Source organism: Ruegeria sp. BE3, from assembly GCF_056538865.1.
In genome coordinates, this window is the sequence record NZ_JBQFTW010000005.1 from 56,133 (window position 1) to 77,045 (window position 20,913).

Annotated in this window: 16 protein-coding genes; 3 read left to right on the forward strand and 13 right to left on the reverse strand. The window is 55.6% G+C overall.

Annotation, left to right across the window (positions count from 1 at the left end; all coding sequences use genetic code 11):
* Positions 1-34 precede the first annotated feature (34 nt).
* The 7 genes from ACR0AZ_RS13245 to ACR0AZ_RS13275 form a co-directional block, all read right to left on the reverse strand.
* Positions 35-1,147: a Gfo/Idh/MocA family protein gene (locus ACR0AZ_RS13245; RefSeq protein WP_480472246.1), complete on the reverse strand. Its 1,113-nt coding sequence runs from the start codon at positions 1,145-1,147 to the stop codon at positions 35-37.
* The gene (locus ACR0AZ_RS13250; RefSeq protein ID WP_480472245.1) at positions 1,147-2,208 is read right to left on the reverse strand and encodes a sugar phosphate isomerase/epimerase family protein; all 1,062 of its coding nucleotides are present in this window, start codon (positions 2,206-2,208) and stop codon (positions 1,147-1,149) included. Before ACR0AZ_RS13250 ends, ACR0AZ_RS13245 begins: the two co-directional genes overlap by 1 nt.
* Positions 2,209-2,270: 62 nt before the next feature.
* Entirely contained in the window at positions 2,271-3,395 is a 1,125-nt protein-coding gene (locus ACR0AZ_RS13255; RefSeq protein ID WP_480472244.1) for a substrate-binding domain-containing protein, read from the reverse strand.
* 32 nt (positions 3,396-3,427) lie between these two features.
* Positions 3,428-4,381: an ABC transporter permease gene (locus ACR0AZ_RS13260; RefSeq protein ID WP_480658994.1), complete on the reverse strand. Its 954-nt coding sequence runs from the start codon at positions 4,379-4,381 to the stop codon at positions 3,428-3,430.
* On the reverse strand, positions 4,378-5,343 hold the full coding sequence (locus tag ACR0AZ_RS13265; RefSeq protein WP_480472242.1) for an ABC transporter permease: 966 nt from the start codon (positions 5,341-5,343) through the stop codon (positions 4,378-4,380). Before ACR0AZ_RS13265 ends, ACR0AZ_RS13260 begins: the two co-directional genes overlap by 4 nt.
* Entirely contained in the window at positions 5,340-6,860 is a 1,521-nt protein-coding gene (locus ACR0AZ_RS13270) for a sugar ABC transporter ATP-binding protein (protein WP_480667634.1), read from the reverse strand. The genes ACR0AZ_RS13265 and ACR0AZ_RS13270 overlap by 4 nt, the downstream gene beginning before the upstream one ends.
* The gene (locus ACR0AZ_RS13275; protein ID WP_480658998.1) at positions 6,857-7,705 is read right to left on the reverse strand and encodes a sugar phosphate isomerase/epimerase family protein; all 849 of its coding nucleotides are present in this window, start codon (positions 7,703-7,705) and stop codon (positions 6,857-6,859) included. Before ACR0AZ_RS13275 ends, ACR0AZ_RS13270 begins: the two co-directional genes overlap by 4 nt.
* 109 nt (positions 7,706-7,814) lie before the next feature.
* Here ACR0AZ_RS13275 and ACR0AZ_RS13280 point away from each other — a divergent pair, with 109 nt between their 5' ends.
* From ACR0AZ_RS13280 to ACR0AZ_RS13290, 3 genes are all read left to right on the forward strand, one after another.
* Positions 7,815-8,828, forward strand: a complete 1,014-nt coding sequence (locus ACR0AZ_RS13280) for a LacI family DNA-binding transcriptional regulator (RefSeq protein WP_480472239.1) — start codon at positions 7,815-7,817, stop codon at positions 8,826-8,828.
* A gap of 1,040 nt (positions 8,829-9,868) precedes the next feature.
* Positions 9,869-13,135: a transglutaminase-like domain-containing protein gene (locus tag ACR0AZ_RS13285; protein WP_480667635.1), complete on the forward strand. Its 3,267-nt coding sequence runs from the start codon at positions 9,869-9,871 to the stop codon at positions 13,133-13,135.
* A 1,333-nt stretch (positions 13,136-14,468) separates the two neighbouring features.
* Entirely contained in the window at positions 14,469-15,485 is a 1,017-nt protein-coding gene (locus tag ACR0AZ_RS13290; RefSeq protein WP_480667636.1) for a GlxA family transcriptional regulator, read from the forward strand.
* 120 nt (positions 15,486-15,605) lie between these two features.
* Here the strand turns inward: ACR0AZ_RS13290 and ACR0AZ_RS13295 are convergent, their stop codons facing one another.
* From ACR0AZ_RS13295 to ACR0AZ_RS13320, 6 genes are all read right to left on the reverse strand, one after another.
* A complete protein-coding gene (locus ACR0AZ_RS13295) occupies positions 15,606-15,917 on the reverse strand; it encodes a hypothetical protein (protein WP_480472236.1) in 312 nt (103 codons plus the stop codon).
* Positions 15,918-16,795: 878 nt separating this feature from the next.
* Positions 16,796-17,473 carry an aspartate/glutamate racemase family protein gene (locus tag ACR0AZ_RS13300; RefSeq protein ID WP_480472235.1) on the reverse strand — a complete coding sequence of 226 codons (678 nt, stop codon included), beginning with the start codon at positions 17,471-17,473 and terminating at the stop codon, positions 16,796-16,798.
* 7 nt (positions 17,474-17,480) lie between these two features.
* Positions 17,481-18,203: an ABC transporter ATP-binding protein gene (locus tag ACR0AZ_RS13305; protein WP_480472234.1), complete on the reverse strand. Its 723-nt coding sequence runs from the start codon at positions 18,201-18,203 to the stop codon at positions 17,481-17,483.
* Between the two features lie 3 nt (positions 18,204-18,206).
* A complete protein-coding gene (locus ACR0AZ_RS13310) occupies positions 18,207-18,989 on the reverse strand; it encodes an ABC transporter ATP-binding protein (RefSeq protein ID WP_480472233.1) in 783 nt (260 codons plus the stop codon).
* A complete protein-coding gene (locus tag ACR0AZ_RS13315) occupies positions 18,986-19,957 on the reverse strand; it encodes a branched-chain amino acid ABC transporter permease (protein WP_480472906.1) in 972 nt (323 codons plus the stop codon). Before ACR0AZ_RS13315 ends, ACR0AZ_RS13310 begins: the two co-directional genes overlap by 4 nt.
* A 19-nt stretch (positions 19,958-19,976) precedes the next feature.
* A complete protein-coding gene (locus ACR0AZ_RS13320) occupies positions 19,977-20,846 on the reverse strand; it encodes a branched-chain amino acid ABC transporter permease (protein WP_480472232.1) in 870 nt (289 codons plus the stop codon).
* Between the last annotated feature and the right edge of the window lie 67 nt (positions 20,847-20,913).

Here is a 20,913-nt window from a genome sequence, read left to right on the forward strand (position 1 = left end):
CGCCAAGCTCCGAAACTGTGGGAGATTGGTTCTTTCATTGGATATCGATCCATCTCCCGTCATGTTTTGAAGATTTCAAGGCGCTGGCAATGAAGGCCATACCCAGCATTCCATCGTTCAAACCTGGCAACAGATTTTGCGCCCCCTGATCCCCCCGGATCAGGGCCGCGGCATCCGCATACAAAGTCGCAAACCCCTCCAGATAGCCTTCAGGGTGTCCTGGGGGTACGCGTGTGGCTGCCCTCGATGCTTGGGACGTAGCAGCAGAACCACGCGTCATGGTCTGACTTGGGTGCCCAAATCGCGTGAACGTCATGTGATTTGGATGTTCTTGCGACCATTCAATGCCGCCGCATTCGCCATATACACGTAAACGCAGACCGTTTTCATTCCCCACTGCCACCTGACTGGCCCATAGCATACCGCGCGCGCCGCTGGCATAGCGCAACAGGATGTGGGCGTTGTCATCCACCCGACGGCCCGAAACCATACTGGACAGGTCGGCGGCAAGGTGCGAGGGGACTTCGCCGGTCACAAAATGCGCCAAATTGAACGCGTGGGTGCCGATATCGCCGATGGCTCCGGCCCCAGACCGCTCCGGGTCGGTCCGCCAATCGGCCTGTTTGTTATCGGACGCGGCGGGTTCGGTCAGCCAGTCCTGCGCGTATTCCACCTGTACCAGCCGCAGCTTGCCCAGATCACCCGAGCGCACCATGTCACGCGCCTGCCGGATCATGGGATAGCCGGTATAATTATGTGTCAGAATGAAATGCGCAGGCGACGTTTCCACCGCTGCCTTGATCCGCGCGGCGTCCCTGACTGTGGACGCCAGTGGCTTATCGCAGATTACATGAATCCCAGCTTCAAGAAACGCAATTGCCGGGTCCGCATGCATGTGGTTCGGGGTCACGATGGCCACCGCGTCGATGCCGTCCGCGTGTGCGGCCTCGGCCTGTGCCATCTGGCGGAAGTCGGAATAGGACCGTTCGATCCCCAGTTCTTTGGCCGAAGCCTCGGCCCGCTTCGGGTCCGACGACAACGCCCCCGCTACCAGATGCCACTGCCCGTCCAGCCGGGCCGCGATACGATGCACACCTCCGATGAATGCGCCCTGCCCACCACCAACCATGCCCAGTTTCAAAGGCATCACTGGTCCAGCCCCAGCATGGATCGGATCATGGCCTGATCCACTTCACCGCCCGCGAAATCGTCAAAGGCCTTATCTGTGGTTTCAATGATATGGCGCGCGATGAAGGGCGCGCCCTCGGCTGCACCCTGTTCGGGGGATTTCAGGCAGCATTCCCATTCCAACACCGCCCAGCTGTCATAGCCATATTGCGTCAGCTTCGAGAAAATCGCACCGAAATCCACCTGCCCGTCGCCGGGGCTGCGGAACCGCCCTGCCCGGTTGGTCCAGCCTTGATAGCCGGAATAGACGCCTTGGCGACCGGTCGGGTTGAACTCGGCATCCTTGACGTGAAAGGCGCAAATGCGCTCGTGATAGAGGTCGATGAACTCTAGGTAGTCCATCTGCTGCAGCAAGAAATGCGAGGGGTCGTAGTTGATGCGGCAGGCCTCGTGCCCGCCAACGGCATCGAGAAACATCTCAAAGGTCGCTCCGTCGAACACATCCTCGCCGGGGTGGATTTCGAAGCCAATAGCCACGCCCTGCTCCGCATACGCGTTGAAGATCGGACGCCAACGCCGGGCAAGCTCGGCGAAAGCTTCTTCGATCAAGCCCTGAGGCCGTTGTGGCCACGGATAGAGATAGGGAAAGGCCAGCGATCCGGTGAAGCTGACCGTGGTATCCAGCCCCATGCGCCGCGCGGCGATGGCGGCCTTTTTGACCTGATCGACGGCCCAATCCTGTCGCGCCTGCGGGTTGCCGTGCACGGTCTCGGGGGCAAAGGCATCGAAAGACTGGTCATAGGCGGGATGGACGGCAACAAGCTGTCCCTGCAGATGAGTCGACAGCTCACTGACCTCAACGCCCGCATCGCGGCAGGTGCCGACAATCTCATCGCAATAGGTCTGGCTGTCGGCGGCCTTGTCCAGATCGAACAGCCGCCCGTCAAATGTCGGGATCTGTACAGCCTTGTACCCCAGACCCGCTGCCCATTCCGAAATTGACCCCAACGAATTGAACGGAGCCGCGTCATCCGCAAACTGTGCCAAAAACAACCCCGGTCCTTTGATCGCACCCGGCATATCAGCCTCCCATGAATATCCTGTATGTCAGGCCCCGACCGGGGCCTGACGGGTTCAGGCAATTACTTGCCGCCCCAGCGTTCGGGGTAACCCGGCATGCCTTCGCAGCCACAAGCCGCATAGTGCAGCGGCGGCATCGACGGGTTCACGAAATCGGCCAGATTGTCGTTGGTGATTGCCGGCTGCGGCAGGTTCCATTCAGGTCCGGGGATCGCTTCGCCATCCAGAATTTTCAGAGCCGCCAGAATAGGCGTGCGCCACTGATAGGTCGGGTAGGTCGGCGCGATGGTGTTCAAGCCGATCTCTTGCCATTTCTGCAGGAAATCCTGCTGGTCTTCGCCGGTCACAATCGGCACGTCCAAACCCATATCCTCGAAGGCTTCAATCGCCGCGACCGAAGTTGCGCCCGCGTCCATCCAGACCGCGCCCAACTGGGTGCCGCGCTGAATATAATCCTCGACAATCGCTTTGGTCTTGGCGCGGTCGCCATCGGTGAATTCCGCACCGACGATGTTCAGACCGGCCTCTTCCAGAATGCGTTTCGCAGCGGAGTACCGGGTTTCCAGAACGTCTACACCAGGCAGGATGCGTAGCATCAGCACGTCCGAGCCTTCGGGCGCGTTGGCGGCGATGAATTCACCGGACTGGATGCCAAAGCCATATCCGCCAACCGGTTTGATGAACGTGACCGGGCAATCGGTGTTCACACCTCGGTCGAACACAATCACGGGCAGCTGTTCGCAGGCTTTTTCCACAGCGGGGGTCAGGGCTGCGGTCGTGTTGGGGGACACGATCAGGGCGTCACAAGTGCCACCGGCCAGCAGATCCTCGATATCGGCGATCTGCTTGTCGTCCGAGCCCTCGGCGTCGGTCACAACGAACTCGGCGATGCTGTCATGCTGTTCGACCTCGGCCTGCATGGTATTCCAACCGACCACGCGCCATGGGTTGTTCACGCCTGCGTTCGAAAAACAGATCGTATGCGGGCCGTCCTTCTTGAAGCCCGAGGTATCGGCCATCACATCGCCATAGTGTTGCAACCATGGGGTTGCGGCATCACCATTGGCGGTTGCGCCCAGCATGTCTTTTTGTTTTGCAAACTCGGCCGGGTCGTCGAAGTTCTGCGCTTGGGCGGGCAAGGCCAACGCTAGCGTAGTCAGGGCTGTTGCCGTGAATTTGTTGATCATTCTTGTTTCCTCCTCTGAATAGTTTCGGGCGCCTATCCCCCGGATCGGCGTCGTCGGTATCCGGCGATCACCACCGCCGAGATCAAAATCAGTCCCTGCACCACGTCGCGAATGGGTTTGGGAAAGCCCAGGATGTTGAGCAGCGTGAACATCGCCTGCAACACCAGCGCCCCCGCAATAGTGGCTCCTACGGTGCCGCGCCCGCCCAGCAATTGTGCACCGCCGATGACGGCGGCGGTGATCGCCTGAAGCTCCAGCCCGACGCCCACATCTGTGGATACGCCCGCGAAGCCGCCCAGCAAGATCCCAGCCATGACGGCCGAGATCGAGGACATAATAAAGGCGACAATCCGCGTTTCCGTGAGTGGGATTCCGGCCAGCAATGCGGCCTTTGGATTGTCGCCCATCGCAATCAAGCGCTTGCCATAATTGGTGCGGTGCATCAGCCACCACATGGCAACGCAGACTACGACCATCACGATCACCGCGACGGGCAGGATTTTGATCAGCGGCAGATCTTTGATCAGGTAGCGGCCGAAGAACCGAAAGTTCTCTGGCAGATACCCGCGCGGAGCACCTCCCGACCATGTCAGGGCCACACCGCTGAGCGTGATCATCATCCCCAGCGTGGCGATGATCGACGGCACCTTGAGCCACGACACCACCAGTGCGTTCACCGTGCCCACGATCACGCCCAACCCCAGCATGACAAGGATCACCCACCACGTCGCGCTGGCATCCCCGTCCAGCAGGATCGAACTGCCGATCACCGTCAGCGTCACCAATGCTCCTGCCGACAGATCAAACCCGCCCGAGTTGATGACGTAAAGCTGCCCCACCGCCAGGATCGCAATCGGTGCCGCACGTTTGAGGAAATTCATGTACCCCGTCGGCTGCAGGAAATACGGCGACAGGATCGCAATCGCCACAAACAACAGCGCCAGCACCAGAAAGACAGGATTCATCTGCTTCAGCCGCGCCATCATGCCTCGATCCTCCGGCTGCGCACGGCATAGACGGCAACGGCGGCTACGATGATAACCCCGCGCAGGATCTGTTTGGCAAAGGCATCGACGCCCGCGATGTTGAAGATCGAGTCGATCAGCGAGAAGATCATCACCCCCATCAGAGTACCCCAGACGCCCCCACGCCCGCCGGACAAGGCGGTGCCTCCGATGACAACCACAGCGATGGATTCCAGATCATAGACGCCGTCTCGCCCGATCCACGGCGCGCCCGAGCGTAGGCGACTGGCCAGATACAGCCCCGCTATGGTTGCGCAGACCGAGCAGATCACATGAGCCATGATGACCACGCGCGCGGTGCGCATACCGGCCAATTTGGCCGCATCCGGATTGCCACCAACCGAATAGATGTTTGATCCTGCACGAGTGAAGCGCAGGAACACCCAGGCGACCACCGCCAGGGCGATCAGAAAGATCAGGCTGATCGAGATGCCCCCGACCTGCCCATAGGCGAAGACCTGAAACTCTTCCGGAACTTCCCCGGCAAAATTGTTGAACGTAGCACTCAACAGCCCCTGCAGGATCAGCGCCATACCAAGGGTGGCGATCAACGGGTTGACCTCGAACTGAGTGATTACCAGCCCGTTGATCAGGCCAACCACAACGCCCACCGCCAGGACGGCGGCAATCGCCGGCAGCATCATCGACGGATCGCCCGACATGATGGACGAGGCCAACACCGCAGATACCGAGATCAGGTTCGCCACGCTCAGATCGATGGACGCGATCAGAATGGCAAAGGTCTGCCCAATCGCCGTGATCCCCAGCGCAATTGAGCGGCCCAGAAGGCCCAGAAGGTTTTCGGCGGTCAGATATTGCGTCTGCCCGGTCGCCACCGCGACAATGACGTAGATCGCTACCGCCACCAGCAGCAACAGAAACGGCGCAAGAGCTGCCAGGTTCCGGGGTTTGCCGATCTTCATGAGGCTTCCAGTTCCAGATGCGCCTCGGTCGCGGCATGCATGACCTCGGCCTCGCTGGTGCCATATCCGAACTCGGCCACGATCTTGCCGTCGCTCATCACCAGAACCCGGTCCGAGATGCCAAGAACTTCGGGCAAATCAGACGAGATCGCCATGACCGCCGCCCCCTCTTGCGCCAGCTTACGCATCTGGGCGTAGATCCCGGCCTTTGTGTTGACGTCGATGCCACGGGTGGGTTCGACAAAGATCAGAATCTTCGGGGCCAGCGACAGCCAGCGTGCAACGATAGCCTTTTGCTGGTTGCCGCCGGACAGAGACTGAATTTCGACCTCATAATTCGCCGCACGTAAATCAAACGCATCAAACAGCGCATCCATCTGATCAAGAGTCGCAATCGGCGACTTGTTCGGCGCGCCCAGAGCCTCGGAAAACGCCCGCGCCGAGATCATGCCGTTGTCACGGACCGATTGCATCAGCATCAACCCCTCGGCCTTGCGGTCGCCGGGCAGCATGGCGATCCCGGCCTTGGCGGCGCTGCGCGGATTGGTCAGCCGGACCGGTTCCCCCTCAACCGTCACCGCACCAGTTTCGAACGGCTCCACGCCAAACAGCGCCAGCGCCAGTGCCGTACGGCCCGCACCCTGAACGCCCGCAAACCCGGTGATCTGACCCGCGCGCAAGTCCAGTTCAATGTCGAACAGGCGGTCATTGCCTCCCCCGCGCACAGTCAGCACGGCCTCGCCAACCTCATCCGGCGTCGCGGGTTCGGGGTAGAAATGCCCAATGTCACGCCCGACCATGGCTTCGACGATCTGACCGGTTTCCGGCACATGATCGAATGCGGCCGCGACCTTGCCATCCTTGATGACAGTGACGCGATCGGCCAGACGGCGAATTTCGCGCATGCGGTGGGTGATATAGACAATCGACCGCCCCTGCCCGCGCAGATCGTCAATCAGTTGGAACAGCAGATCACATTCGGCATCGTTCAACGCCGCCGTCGGCTCGTCCATGACGATCACCTGTGCGTTAAGCGACAACGCCTTGGCAATCTCGACCATTTGCTGCTGCGCGACGTCCAGATCGCTGACCAAGGTGTCCGGGCCAAAGCGATGGCGATCCCCAAACAACGCCAACACCTCCTGCGTTTCGCGCCGCATCCTGTCGATGTCCAACAGGCCCCAACTACGCGTGGGCTCCCGGCCCAGAAAGATGTTCTCGGCCACGGTCCGGTCCGGCAGTAACGAAAACTCCTGATAGATTACGCTGACACCTTGAGCGAGGGATTCCAGCGGGTGCTGAAACCGCACCTTCTGGCCGCGCAGAAAGATGTCGCCTTCTTCTGCCTGATACACGCCGGACAGTACCTTCATCAGCGTGGATTTGCCTGCGCCATTTTCTCCGACCAGGGCATGGACCTCGCCAGGGCGCGCCGAAAAACTGACAGCGTCCAGCGCTTTGATCCCCGGAAAGACCTTGGTGATCCCCTTCATCTCAAAGATGACATCACTGCTCATGCCTCCGCCCAGCCCTTACGAATGAACGCAGCACTATCGTGAAACAGCTGCGGGTGGTCTTCGAACATCGGGCGCCAGATGCGGGTGGCCGCAGCGAGTTCCGGGACACCTGCACCAAAGGCCTCCATCACCACCCAGCCATCGAACCCGGTTTTCTTCACCTCCGTAAAGATCGTGCCAAAGTCGATCTGCCCAGTTCCAGGCGTGCCGCGGTCATTTTCCGAGATATGCAGAACGTTGATCCGGCCAGAGAGTGCTGCAATCGCCTGCGCCTGATCCTTTTCTTCGATATGTGCATGGAACGTGTCGTACATGATCCCGAACGCGGGATGCTCGACCAAGTCACAATACCGCGCTGCCTGTTCGGCCGTATTCAGAAAATGGGTTTCAAATCGGTTGAGAGGCTCCAGCGCCAGTCGCATCCCCCGCTCAGCCGCTTTTTCAGCCATTCGGTGATGCGCTTCGGCACCGCGCTGCCATTCGTCAGCGGTTGGCCCGCTGCCGGTGAAATGCCCGATCGGCGCATGAAAGGGCCCGCCGATGGTTTCGGCACCCAGTGCTGTCGCGCAGTCCAGTATCCAGTCCAGATGAGCAACACCGCCCGCCCGGATATCTGGGTCGGCACTGGTCGGGTCTGCGTTGGGATCAGGGACAATCGCTGTGCAGGTCCGTTCCAGCCCCAGCGCATCCAGCTCAGCCCCCAGCCATGCATAGTGATCGGCGGACCCTTCAAGGACTGGAATTTCAACACCGTCATACCCTGCTTCGGCAGCGAGCTGGCAAAACTCCAGCCGCGCCTTGTCGATCAGCCCACCGACGCACAGCAGGTTCACACCCAGCTTCATGTCCCCTCCCCAGAGCTCAGAAGATGTCACGGTGCGAATCTATGTAATCGATTTCATTTATTATGTAAACCATTACATTCTTCGTTTTTCGCTGCTATAAATCGTCAGCATGACAAGAAACTCGAATAAGAGACCCACGGTTCGGGACGTTGCGCGGGTGGCCGGTGTCTCTACCGCCACAGTAAGCCGGGCGTTGCAATCGCCTGATATCGTTTCCAAAAAAACACGCGACGCTGTGTTCACGGCTGTCTCGGAAACTGGGTACAGTGTCAACACTGCTGCGCAGATGCTGCGGCGAAATCGGTCGGGTACGGTGCTGGTCATCCTGCCGGATATTTCCAACCCCTTCTTTTCCAAGATCCTGTCAGGCATCGAAGAAGTTGCGACCCGCGCCAATCTGACGATCTTAATCGGCAACACCAACGGGGAAGACGCGCGGTATGCGAATATCCTCGAAAACCTGCGCAACGGACGCGCGGATGGTGCTTTGATTCTGAACGGTGCCGCGCCTCCGGATGGGATGCTGCCGGAGGGCACCCCGGTCGTCTCAATCTCAGAACGACTGGATGATGCAAGCTATGCTCATGTCGGGACCGACAACCGGAAAGCGGCGTTCGATGCCACGCAATATCTGCTTGCTCAGGGACACCGAAGAATCGCGCATGTCACCGGACCCGAAGGCAATCCGCTGACCAATGACCGGTGCGCTGGCTATGTTCAGGCGATGGAAGAAGCCGGCCTGACAGACCACATCCACACCATCCCCGGTGGCTTCACCTATGAATATGGTGAGCAGGCGGCAGATCAGTTAATCACCCAATATCCGCGAACCACCGCCGTTTTCTGCGCCAACGATGAATCCGCTATGGGGGTAATCCGGGGCCTTCAGCAACATGGATTTACCGTGCCCGACCAGATATCTGTGATGGGCTTTGACGACATACCGTTTTCCCGAATTTTTCAACCTGAACTGACGACCGTACACCAGGCGCGAAACCTTATAGGGCAACGCGCGATGGAGATGTTATTGGAACTTCTGGCGAATAACGAATATCCGGTTGGCTCAGTGTTTCTGGAACACTCCATCGTGACGAGAAACAGTGTTGGAAAGCTACGCGAATAGGTTCCATTGGCTTTGTCAGGTTGTTCACCTTTTACCGAAAAGCGTGTCCTGAGCGACAACCATGCGGTCACTTCGGACGCATACTCTCGCTCAATATTGAAAAGCATCGGCCCGGGCGTGGCCTGCCCCAACACCAAAACAGCTTTCGCAAGAAGCGCTTAGCTGAACCCTTTTTTCAGCGCGATTAAACTAGGATATCCAGCCCATCGCCATTTGAATCAATGACATGTTACCACCAGTGTTTCTTGCCGTTGATCAATATCACCACCCCAACCAGATGCGAATTGTTTGTCAGCTCGCTGAACCACCTTCCCTGTTCAGCCAGTTTGAAACGCTACTTATCCCCAAAATGCATAGTCTTGGAATTAAGGGTACAGTCCGGCAATTGGTGACACAGTCCAGAAATTGAGAGCACAATTTTTAAACTGATTTTGCATAGTTTTCTGAAGCAAGCATCCAGCAATTAGCGGCCTGTGACATCGGGCTACAATTGGCTTTGTGAAGCTGGCTGCCCAAACCGAACGATGTTACGCCTCGCAAGTATGGCGGCGATGCGCAGTAGGCAGAATTTGCAAAGCTCGACGGGCGCCTCCAGTAGTCCCTTGCTTACGCCGGTATGCACTACCGCAGTAGCAGTCAGGGACGAAGCCGATTTTTGCAGTAACAACCGGAGGGATGAAACCCTTTTTGCGTGAAACTATCCACTACACCGTTAGGTCAGGTTGTAAGTCTAGGTGACAATGTGGACGAAATGCACTGCGCGCGCCTAGTATAAAAAGGTCGTCTAGGAGGTTCGCATGCCGACAATGCAGTAAAGACGAGAACGCATTACAGTTCAGCCGAGGGGAAGGAAATGATCTTCCACGATTGTATGATCGAATTTCGTAAAGACTTTGAAGCACTTCCATGGTGGATGCGAAAATCGCTCGTTCGCCACGGGAAGTCACGCATCGAAGCGTATTTTGTTTATTTGGAAACACATTTCACGTTGAAAGCTCCGGTCAAGGACAGCGCACTCATATCCAATGGGATGTAGGCTAATGTTCTTTTCACGTAATTCTTGTTTGCTTCCGATCGTACTTGTCGCTGGTGTCAGTTATCCCGGCGATGCGTCTGCTCAAGAAGATGCGACGTCGCTCTTAACGCTCCAGGGCGCTGTGCTTGAAGCCGATCTGACTGCCCCGGAACATTTGCCGTCCATTGCCGCGCTGTTGGACGGCAATGCAGATACGGTCGCTCGATTTGACATTGTTGGCGGGGAACCGGTGGATGTGGTGATTGGTTTCGGAGGACGCGTTGCCAGTGCGACGGAACTTGTTCTTGCCCTGTCAAACAATCCCTCAGACACGCCACCTGCCCGAGTGGATATTCTGATTTCAACCTACTCTCCGACTTCCGGGTTTCGATCTATGTTCGAAGAACGCATAGATGCACTGAAGCCCGAACAGGTCATCACGCTGGCGCCCGCCGCGGCGTCCTGGGCATTAATTCGCCTTTTCCCGGCAGACGGTCAGACACAATTCGCCCTGACCGACGTGTGGTTGATGGGCCGGGACGGCCCACCAGAGCCGCAATACGCATTTGGCGAAGCTCCGGCGACAGCGATTACCATGATCGAAGAACTTGAAGCTCTTGGTGAAATCGGATTTTCGCTGACAGCGGCTGAGCAGGGCATTTTTGAGCGAGCGAAGACTGAAATGCTCGATATGCGCGATCTGGAGGAAATTGCCCTATTGGCTTCGGGTGTGATCGAACAATCCGATCGCGATGCCTACCGTGCACAGCTTGATGGGATCGAAGCCCAGATTCGTGCAGATTTAGATGAGAACGCATCCCCTTTTGTGCTTGGTGCAAACCTTTTGGAATGGTTGCACGAGAACACGTTTTCCAACGGGTACAGACTGCGACAAACGGATGTATCAACGGTTCTCGACCAAGGTATTTTTAACTGTGTCTCATCAGCAGCCCTGTATAACATTCTTGGTTGGCGTTTGGGTTTGGACCTAAGAACTATTGAAGTTCCCGACCATGCTTTTTCAATACTCTATGACGGGATTGACCATGTGGACGTCGAGACAACGACCCGACGTGGGTTCGCACCCGCCCGTGAACAAATCGAGGAATTCCGCGAGCTCACAGGGTTCAACTACATTCCCCAGTCGAACAAAGATCTACGACGCGAGATTGACCGCAACGGGACGGCTGCGTTGATCTACTATAATCACGGAGTGGAATATTATCGCGACGGAAAATTCCGTGAAGCTCTACTTGCCAATTTCCGCGCCATGAGCCTTGACCCTGAATTCTCATCCGCCATCACGAATGCACTGGCGGCGTTGAACGGATGGGCCAGATCGCTGGGGCAAGCCAGCGAATGGGAGCAGGCCACGGCCGTTGCTGCTTTGGGCCGACGATTGTCTGCAGATGACGAAATTCTTGCCGCAAACCAGCGCGCGGTATGGAGCAAATGGGCGGACTCTCTATCAGCTTCGGGGGACTATGTTGCAGCGCTTGAAATACTCGATCGGGCAGCGAAAGAGATTCCAGACCAAAACTTCGATCCCGACCGCATTGCAGTTTTTTTGAGGCCGGCAGAGGTAGCCATATCTCGCGGTGAATGGGAGCAAGCCTTTGCAATATCGAACCGGGCGGTCGATCTCCTGGAGGGTGCGGCACAAGCCGAAGTTGGTAAGTGGCAGTCAAACCTCTATCTTCGACAGGCGCGGTCTTTGATTGGCACAAAAGACTATGAGGTCACTGCGGATCTGCTGATGCAGGGTCTCAGCGCAGACGCCGACTCCAAAAGCGTTCAGCGACTGGCACGCTTCCTTGCGCAGGAATGGGCCAAGGACAGCGGTGGAATTGTCGAAGGGCTATCCAGAATTGCGGATCTATCAAACCGATTTGCGGCCCTTGCGGAATTTGATGCCGTGGCCGAAAACTTTGCCATAATGCAAATCAATGCGGGACTCGGAGCCCGCACACTGGAAGAAACATTGGCCGTGGCGCAAGAAATTCAGCCTTTGATTGCCAAAGCGGGTTCCGATTTTGACGCCGGAGCGTATGCCTATAACGCTTATAGCCGCGCGCTGATCGATGGAGAGGATTGGCAAGCGGCTGCTGAACTGCATTCAGATGGGCTGACAGCGCACCCCGATGACTATTACCTATCTAGGAATGCGCGCTTTGTTGCACAGAGGTGGCAGGCAACTGCGCTATCAGAAGGGGGAACCGCTGACCTGGAAGCGGTCAACGCCTTGCTTCGTCAGTTGTTTCCGACCTTCGCGATAGACCCAGGATTTGAAGAGAATGAGATTATCAGAAAGGTGAACGCGCAACTGCGCGATGGAGACTATGATGATGCAGAGCGATTTCTGGCAAGTGCACAGCTGCTACTATCACCCGACAGCTTTCGCAAACTCAGAGTTCTAATCATTGATCATCGCGCACAACTCGCAATGAATGACAAAGATTGGGAAACAGCCGCAATACTATATTCTAATGGCCGCAGCGAATTAAACGACGCCAAACTGTTTTCCAATAACGTGGCGTACGTGGCGCAGGAATGGACGCGTTCGGCCGGAGCTGAATCGGGCGCTCAGGGCGTGGCCACTGCGGCAGAAAAGCTGGGTATCTTATTTCCAAGCGACAACAAGGTCGCGAAAATGGGCACGCGAACAATACAGAAACTGATCTCCGAAGCCGTTCGATCCGGCGAGATTGACCTTGCGAAGACACAACTGGCGAGCGCAAGGCCGTTTCTTTCGCCCAAGGATTTCGACAGCAGCACCATTGTGCTTTACCGTGACTGGGGGAACGCGCGATTGGAGCAAAGTGATTGGCAAGGCGCACTGCTTGCCTATGCCGCTGGGCTTGAGCTGGTTCCGGACTCGCGCGATTTGCGACGCAATGTTCCTTATGCCTTTCAAGAATGGTCCAAAACTGCACTCAACGCGGATGGCCCGGTTGGCTTGCTCGCTGCAGTTGAGAAGATGGAACAGACCTTTCCCGACAGCAAAACCATGTCAGATGTTTTAGACAACGTTCTGTCTGATCGGATTGAAGTGATGATCAATGACGATAGGCCGGACGCCGCCTTGAAACTCATTGACGACGTTGCGGTTGTTCTTGATCCCGACACGACGCACGATGTTAAAGTATACGCCTACGAGAAATGGGCGAGGCTGTATTTCAACAATGATGGCTGGCAACGCGCGGTGGAAATCTACGACCAAGGGCTTGAAGACGTGGGCAAAAGCTCGCTTTTAGAGAACAATCGGCGATATGCGCAATCAAAAGCGGATTAGGCGACTCAGGCCTCCCCGTCCAAACCTCACAGTAGCCCGCTGGGTGCCCTTGATGCAGATGATATGGGGGCGACACCCAAGTTGCTCAAAGCTCGGCTTGGTAGAGATGGTTGTTCTGGTTGGGACCCTCCTGCAATTAGAGACGATCTTGCAGCATCCGCGTTTGACCGTCGGGTCACACCAAAATCAAGCCGTAAAATGGAACACTTAGCCCGCCATATTTGAGTGATGGAATGTCAACGACAATCGGCCATACCGGCTCAGGCGGTGTAATACTTGCGGCTGGATATCGGGAGAAAATACGTCTTTATGCGGCTTGGAAGTAACTTTTCCTGGGGAACGAGCATCTGCGGCGAGTGCGGTCGTGATCGACACTGATTGGGTTTAGTTCTCTCCCTTTCCTTTCTTCTATACCAACTCAGGTCAGCATATTCGCGCAGGAAGGGATAACTCGGATCCTCAATATGCGGATTCCTTCAATTTGCAGAGCTCACAAGATGACTATATCCAACCTGAGCGCTAGCTTTGAACCACCCCAAAGCTTGCGACAGATCATCCGATACCCTTCGGCTATTTGACGAGATCCCAGAATAGGTACTCGTAACCTGGTGCTTTGTTTTTGCTTGGATGACGTTTAACGCCGGACGTGATTCAGAGCAGGATAGTTTCCAACAGATTTCAATTTAACCTTTCGTTAACGCTTAGGTTCGTTCGCTTCTGATGCAGAAATGTCATGATTTTTCAATCACTTTGATACTAACTGCATTTCCACGCTATGCTCTGTGCCGCAGCTGCGTTGGCGGCGTGAGATCGAGCTAAAGCTGACAGCAGGTCACGATGAGGCATCGGCATGTCGTAGCGTCGGCACCAGCGATGCCACGTACTGCAACTAGAGAAAGCGCTTCGGCGGGATGGGCCGAGCACAGCTGCCCGAGCAGAAGCGCCTGGAGAAAGAGAACGCTCGGCTGAAGAATATCGTGGCTGAACTTAAGCTGAACAAGCTGATCCTCAAGGAGAGCTTGAGCCATCTAAAGCCCGGGACCCGCCCACAGAGGAGTTTCGTCAGGCCGTCATTCACACGCGCCAGAAGTTGGCAACGTCTGAGCGACGGACGTGCCAGGTGACCGTGTTTGCTTGCTGGTTGTCGCTAGCCTTCGATATCTTCTCTGCCATGACTAGGCTCTTCTCACCAAGAGCGAGTGAAACGAAGATCCGTTCCTGAAAGGAAAGCTGTGAACCTGTTGCATGGATGAGTACCTGACTGTTCTACACCTATACTCTATGGAGTGTTGGTGCCATTCATCCATCTTGGTTGCCACTGGGAGAAGTTAAAATGAACCCGAGAAACTTTATTCCAAAGGGCGCGGCCAGCTATCGCATAGACTTCGATGGGTCGGCCAAAGAATTATATTTCCTGCTGTTGCCTAAACTGACCATGCTTGCCTTTAGCGCTGCAGTGGAACCTTTACGGATCGCCAATCAGGTCACAAACAAGGAATTGTACAAGTGGTTTCTGATCACAGAAGACGGAAATCCGGTTTCTTGTTCGAATGGAATTGAGATTACGCCGGATTTCGCCTTGTGTAGCCTACCGCGATCCTCGCGGCTGTTTGTCTGCTCGGGTATTGAACCGGCAGAAAGCACCAACCCCAATGTGCTGTCATGGATTCGCCGCCAGAAGGCCTATGGTTGTAACTTGGGTGGTATCTGTACTGGAGCTTTTGCCCTTGCAAAGGCTGGAGTTTTGTCAGGGAAAAGATTCACTTTGCATTGGGAAAACCGCCCTGCTTTTATCGAACACTTTCATGATTTGGAACCGTCGGCAAACCTGTATGAGATCGATAACGAGCTTATGACATGCGGTGGTGGCAACGCTGCAATTGACATGATGCTGGACATAATCGAATCCGATTTTGGAAACGACCTCGCGGTCATCGTTTCAGACATGTGCATCCACTTTCGGTCCAACAACAGTAAAACGCTTCAGAAATCAGCGTTCTCGGTGGCGTTGGGCAGCCGCAACCAATACCTGATCAATGCCATGCAGATCATGCATGAAAATCTTGAAGACCCATTGGATATCTCTGAAATAGCGGAGGCCGTACAGATATCTCGTCGTCAGTTAGAGCGCCTTTTCCAAAAGTATGTCGAAACTTCACCAGTGCAGTTTTACATCGAATTACGCGTTGAACGGGCTTACGCATTGCTCAGCGAAACCGAGATGCCCGTATCTGAGATCGCAGCCGCTACGGGCTTTGGAAGCGCCACCCAGCTGACAGTGCGGTTCAAGAAACGCTATGGTGAAGCACCAACTTCGTTCAGAAGAGGCTGGTCTGGAAGACGGGGATAATTTGCGATTGGCTTGTGTCAGAAATCGCAACCTCCATGCTGTTATTATAAGTTCCGCCTAGATCGTGTTTATAGAAGGCTCAGAGTGGGTCGTAAGAAATGAGACTGTTCCTTCGAACCGTCAACAACAATCAGCATCACCAACTTTCCAGATCGGGGTGTTGCCGTTGCTGAGATTGTTCAGGGCTTGGTTTTTTGCGGCAACGAGACGACAGATAGATTTCGGTTTTTCGGGTGATTTCATCAGACCTAGCCTTTTCAAAGAATATTGGAGAAGTGGCAATTTCAGTAGCTGGGCTATGCTGCGTTCGACCATGAACTCTTCCAGATCCCGATAGAGCACGCCGTATCGGACATAGCAAAACACAGCAACACGCCATACTTGAGTCGGCTGGTAGACTGCTACTATTGCGAGCATGTCGATCCAAATCACAAGGACTGCGTAAAAGGAGAAGCTATGCTCGTCTTATCCCTTCGTCACAGCTGCGATGTTTGACTTGAATCAATATCGCTTAAAGGGTGGTGCCTCGAACCTCAATAAATTCACAGGAGAGAATGAGTTGCTTCAAATTTCGGTCTCTGATCGGCCCTGAGAACTAGGCGATGGCGCCAGTTATACCGTCATATTTTAGATCGAAGGGCAGAACTTCTTCCTCAATCTGTCAGATAGCTTCAGCGCATACGATAAGAGTAGGAAAATCTAGATGTCAGACTACCTCCAGAGTCATTAACTGACGATGTTGAGAGGCTCACATTCTTGACAGAACAACTCGGTGCCTTCTCGGATTCAGAAGGTCAGCCCAAACCTATTATCATAATAATCTTCGGCATTCAGAGTCTCGGGGATTGCAGCTGGTGCGTTACAAACAAGGGATGCCTGCTTAAAGGGTGCGGTACGTTCTCGTTGTGTGATGGGTTTTCGTGCTCCAGCATCCCAAAGTAGCGCGTGCTCTGATCCCAAATGAAAGACAACGAAGGGTAACGTCAGGAGGTTACCCTTCAAATCTCTGGTCATAAGAACTTCGCGCACTCCGTCGACCAGGTTGGTGTTTTCCCCTCGATTATTTCTATGCGTCTAAGTTTCCAAAGATAGCCATGCGCTTTCCCCTGACGACGAATTGCGCAAAGACTACTATCAGGAACGAACCCTGCGCAAATTCGGTCAGAGCGTCGAAGAATTCGAAGCTGACTCTGAATCCGCACATCACGCGATCAAGCAAGCGCTGAGCCCGCTTGAGGCAATGCCCAAAAAAATATTTAACAGATCCATCACAAGGAATGCCAAAAGATGCCGTTGCCCGAAGAGAATTCTCAAGCATAAGAGCAAAGCTTTGTAGTCGTCAGTTTTGCCTTAACCAAGGCCTCTACAAACGTAACTCCGCAAGCAACCCCATCGACGACTGGCAGGCCGAATTCCTCGGACAAATGCGACATCAGGTCAGTCATTCCGGCACAACCCAGAACAATGGCTTCGGCCCGATCCTCGTCGATGGCCGCGCGGATTTCAGCGCGGATAATATCAACCGTATTCGGATCGTTCTCTTCCAGCTTAAGAACCGGTACATCTGACGCGCGGACCCTAACGCAGCGGCGATCCAGACCGTAGCGCAACAGATTGGCTTCCAGTCCCGCCAATGAGCGGGATAGTGTCGTAATGACGCTGAACTTGGGACTGATCATAGACGCCGCGTGATAGGCGGCCTCACCAACACCAACGACCGGAGCCGAGGTGATGCAACGTACAGCGTCGACGCCTGTGTCATCGAAACAGGCCACTACGATGCCATCCACATCCGGATGCTGCTTGACCACATCCAACAAGCCCGGAACACAGGTCGAAACATCCAGATACCCTTGGATACTGGCGGGACCATCCTGCGAATTGATGGCAATGATCTCGGTATCAGGGCTCGCGACGGCGCGGGCCGCCGCCTCGATCTTTCGAGTCATAGAACCGGTGGTGTTGGGATTGACGACTAACAGTTTCACAATATCCTCACACTTCCCCGCCCAGATAAGCGGCTTTGATCCGGGGATCGGTCAAAAGCTCTTTGGAATTGCCTGAGATCACCACATTTCCGGTGGTCAGCGCATAGGCACGGTGCGAAATCGATAGCGCCATGCGCGAGTTCTGCTCGACAAGCAGTACCGACACGCCTTCGTCCCGGTTGATCGCCACGATGGACCGCGCGATGTCCTGCACCAGTTTAGGCGCAATTCCCAGCGACGGCTCATCCAGCAAAAGTAAGCGAGGTTTGGCCATCAGGGCGCGCCCGATTACCATCATCTGCTGCTCGCCGCCCGACAGAGTGCCAGCCGATTGCGAATACCGCTCACGCAGGCGCGGAAACCGTTCCAGAACCGAATCCAGCGTGCGCTGCACTTCCGCCTTGTCCGAACGGGTGAACGCCCCCATCAGCAGATTGTCTTTCACCGTCATGTAAGGAAAGACACGCCGCCCCTCGGGCACCATCGCGATGCCTTTCGAGACGATTTCGGCCGGGTTGGTTCCGGCAATCTGTTCGCCCTCAAACGCCACTGAACCGGATTTGATCTTCGCCAGCCCGGTGATCGCCCGCAAGATTGAACTTTTGCCCGCGCCATTAGCGCCAATCAGAGCGACAGTTTCACCTTGTTCCAAATCAATCGATACACCTTTCAGCGCATAGACGTGATCGTAGTAGAGTTCGACATCCTTGAATTCCAACATCTTGCTCATGGTTCAGATCCCGATTTCGTCATCTGCGCTGCCCAGATAGGCTTCGATGACTTTTTCGTTGTTCTGGATTTCTGCCGGCGTACCCTCGGCAATCATTTCGCCGAAGTTCAAAACCACAATCCGGTCGGAGATTTTCATCACCGCTGGCATATCGTGTTCCACCAACAATACGGTGACACCCCGGTCATCGCGCACCTTGCGTACCAGATCGACCATTTTCATGGTTTCATCGTGGTTCATTCCCGCAAAGGGCTCATCCAGCAGCAGTACCTTTGGATCGGTCGCCAGGCCAATGGCGATCCCCAGCGCCCGCAGATTGCCCTGCGGCAGGTTCGAGGCCTGCTCGTTGGCAATGTCTGTCATACCGAGGAAGTCGATCAGATCGTCCGCATATTGCCCAAAACTGTCGACATCTTCGTGGGCTGTTTTGGTCCCCCAGAAATACCCGGCCAACGAGGCTCTGGCCCGCAGGTGCTGCGCGACAACGATGCTTTCGCGGACTGTCATCGATTTGAAGATCGTCGTCTCCTGAAAGGTTCGGACAACCCCTTTTCTGGCCACCACATGCGGCTTCAAATTCGAGATGCGCTTACCTTCGAACAACACTTCGCCTGATGTCGTCGGCAAGAATGACGAAATCATCTTGAACAACGTGCTTTTGCCTGCCCCGTTTGGCCCGATCACTGACAGGATCTCGTTCTCGTTCACATTGAACGAGATATCGCTGTTGGCAGTCAGCCCTCCGAACTTCTTGGTGACATGACGGACTTCCAGAAGATGGCTCATTTGTCCGCCCCCTTCTGACCCGGCAGGCGCAGGCTGAGCAGCCCGTTAGGCAGGAACAGCATCAGGATGATCAGCATGCTGGAATAAGCCAACAACTGGAAGCGACCAAGTTCAAACAACAAGTCCCAACCGAAGTACAGAACCAGCGTGCCCAGCATCGGGCCAAAGACATAGCCCAGCCCGCCGAGGAAACAGTTCAGCATGAAATTCACGCTATCGGCGACTTGAAAGCTGGATGGGTAAACCGACTGGGCAATGGAACCGAACATCGCCCCTCCAATGCCGCCCAGAAAGGACGAAATGGCGAACACGATGACCCGGATGTACGAGATGTTCACGCCGATCGAACTCGCCAGTTCCTCGTTCTGCTGCATCGACCGGCACAAGTGGCCAAGCCGCGAATTCACCAGCCGGTACATTGCGGCAAAGGTCAGAACCATCAGCACGCAGGCGGTGTAGTAGAAGGCCAGCCTCGGGTTCTCAAGCGTCGCGAAATCCGGGATCAGTGTAAGTCCAAGGACCGAGACGCCTCCGGGAAGCGGGATCGAAGTAATTCCCTTCGCCCCGTTGGTAATGGGCAGGGCCAGCGCGGTCAGCGTGACCACCTGTGTCAACACCAGCGAGATCATGGCGAAATAGACGCCGCGCAATCGCAGGATCGGCAGTCCGATCACAACCGCCACCCCGGCAGCAAACAGCCCCGCAAGCGGCAGTGATAACCAGAAAGACATACCTGCCTTTGTCACCAGAATGGCCGAGACATAAGCGCCGATCAGCGCAAAGGCACCCTGACCGATATTGATGCGGCCGATATAGAAGGTCAACCAGACACCCGCGCTGGCGATGGACAAAAGTGCCACCGAGGTCAGGGTATAGTACAGATCGGACCGTCCTGAGGCCGCGACGAAGCCAGGCACCAGGATGAATATCGCCAGCAGGAACACTGCCAGACCGGCCCATTGGATCATGTTGAGTTTCGGCACTGCGCTATCCCCACGGCTTACCCATCAGCCCCTGCGGGCGGATGGCCAGGAAAATCATCAGCGAGACGAAAATCAGCAGATAGGTGATGTCGCCGTATTGCGAGAGGACGGCCAAACCGATGGCTTCCAGGAACCCAAGGATGATACCGCCAGCTATCGCACCGGAAATCACGCCCGCACCACCGATCATTACCATCATGAAGGCCTTGATCGAGGTTGGGCCACCCATCCCCAGATTGACGCCGGTGATGGTCACCAGCAGCCCGCCGACCAGACCGGCCAGCATCGCACCCAGTGCAAACCCGATCATGGAATAGCGGTCGACATTGACGCCCATCAACTGCGCCGCGGTTCTGTCCTGCGCCAACGCGCGCAGGGCGCGACCGGTTTTGGAATACTGCATGAACAGAATGAATGAGACGATGGACAAAATGGCCAGAACGCAGATCAGAATGCGGTCATACGGCATGATCAACCTGAAATCCCAGTTGAAAACACCGTCGACGATTTTGGGGACACCGCGTTGTTTCTCGCCAAAGACCAGCAAGATTATGGCGTCGAACAGGAAGGCCAGCCCAGCCGCCAGCAACATCGTGCTTTCCTCGCGCGATGACCTTCGTATAACCGGTGCGAACAGGAACCTTTCGATCAGTGCACCCAATACGGCAAGAGTGATGCACGAGGCCAGCAAAGCCAGCACAAAGGGCCAGCCGAGCTGCCCGTAGAATGTGTAAGTGACAAACCCACCCAGAACATACATCTGCCCATGGGCAAAGTTCAGCACGTTCATCAAGGCGAAAATCAGCGTCAAACCCAGGGCGATCATCGCATATTGCGCCCCCAGATAGATACCGTTTGCTAATATCTGTTCCATGAGTGTCCCGCGTAAGGTTCGGGTCTCCCGGGCTGTTTGTCAGCCCGGGAGAGTGAGTGGCTCGTTA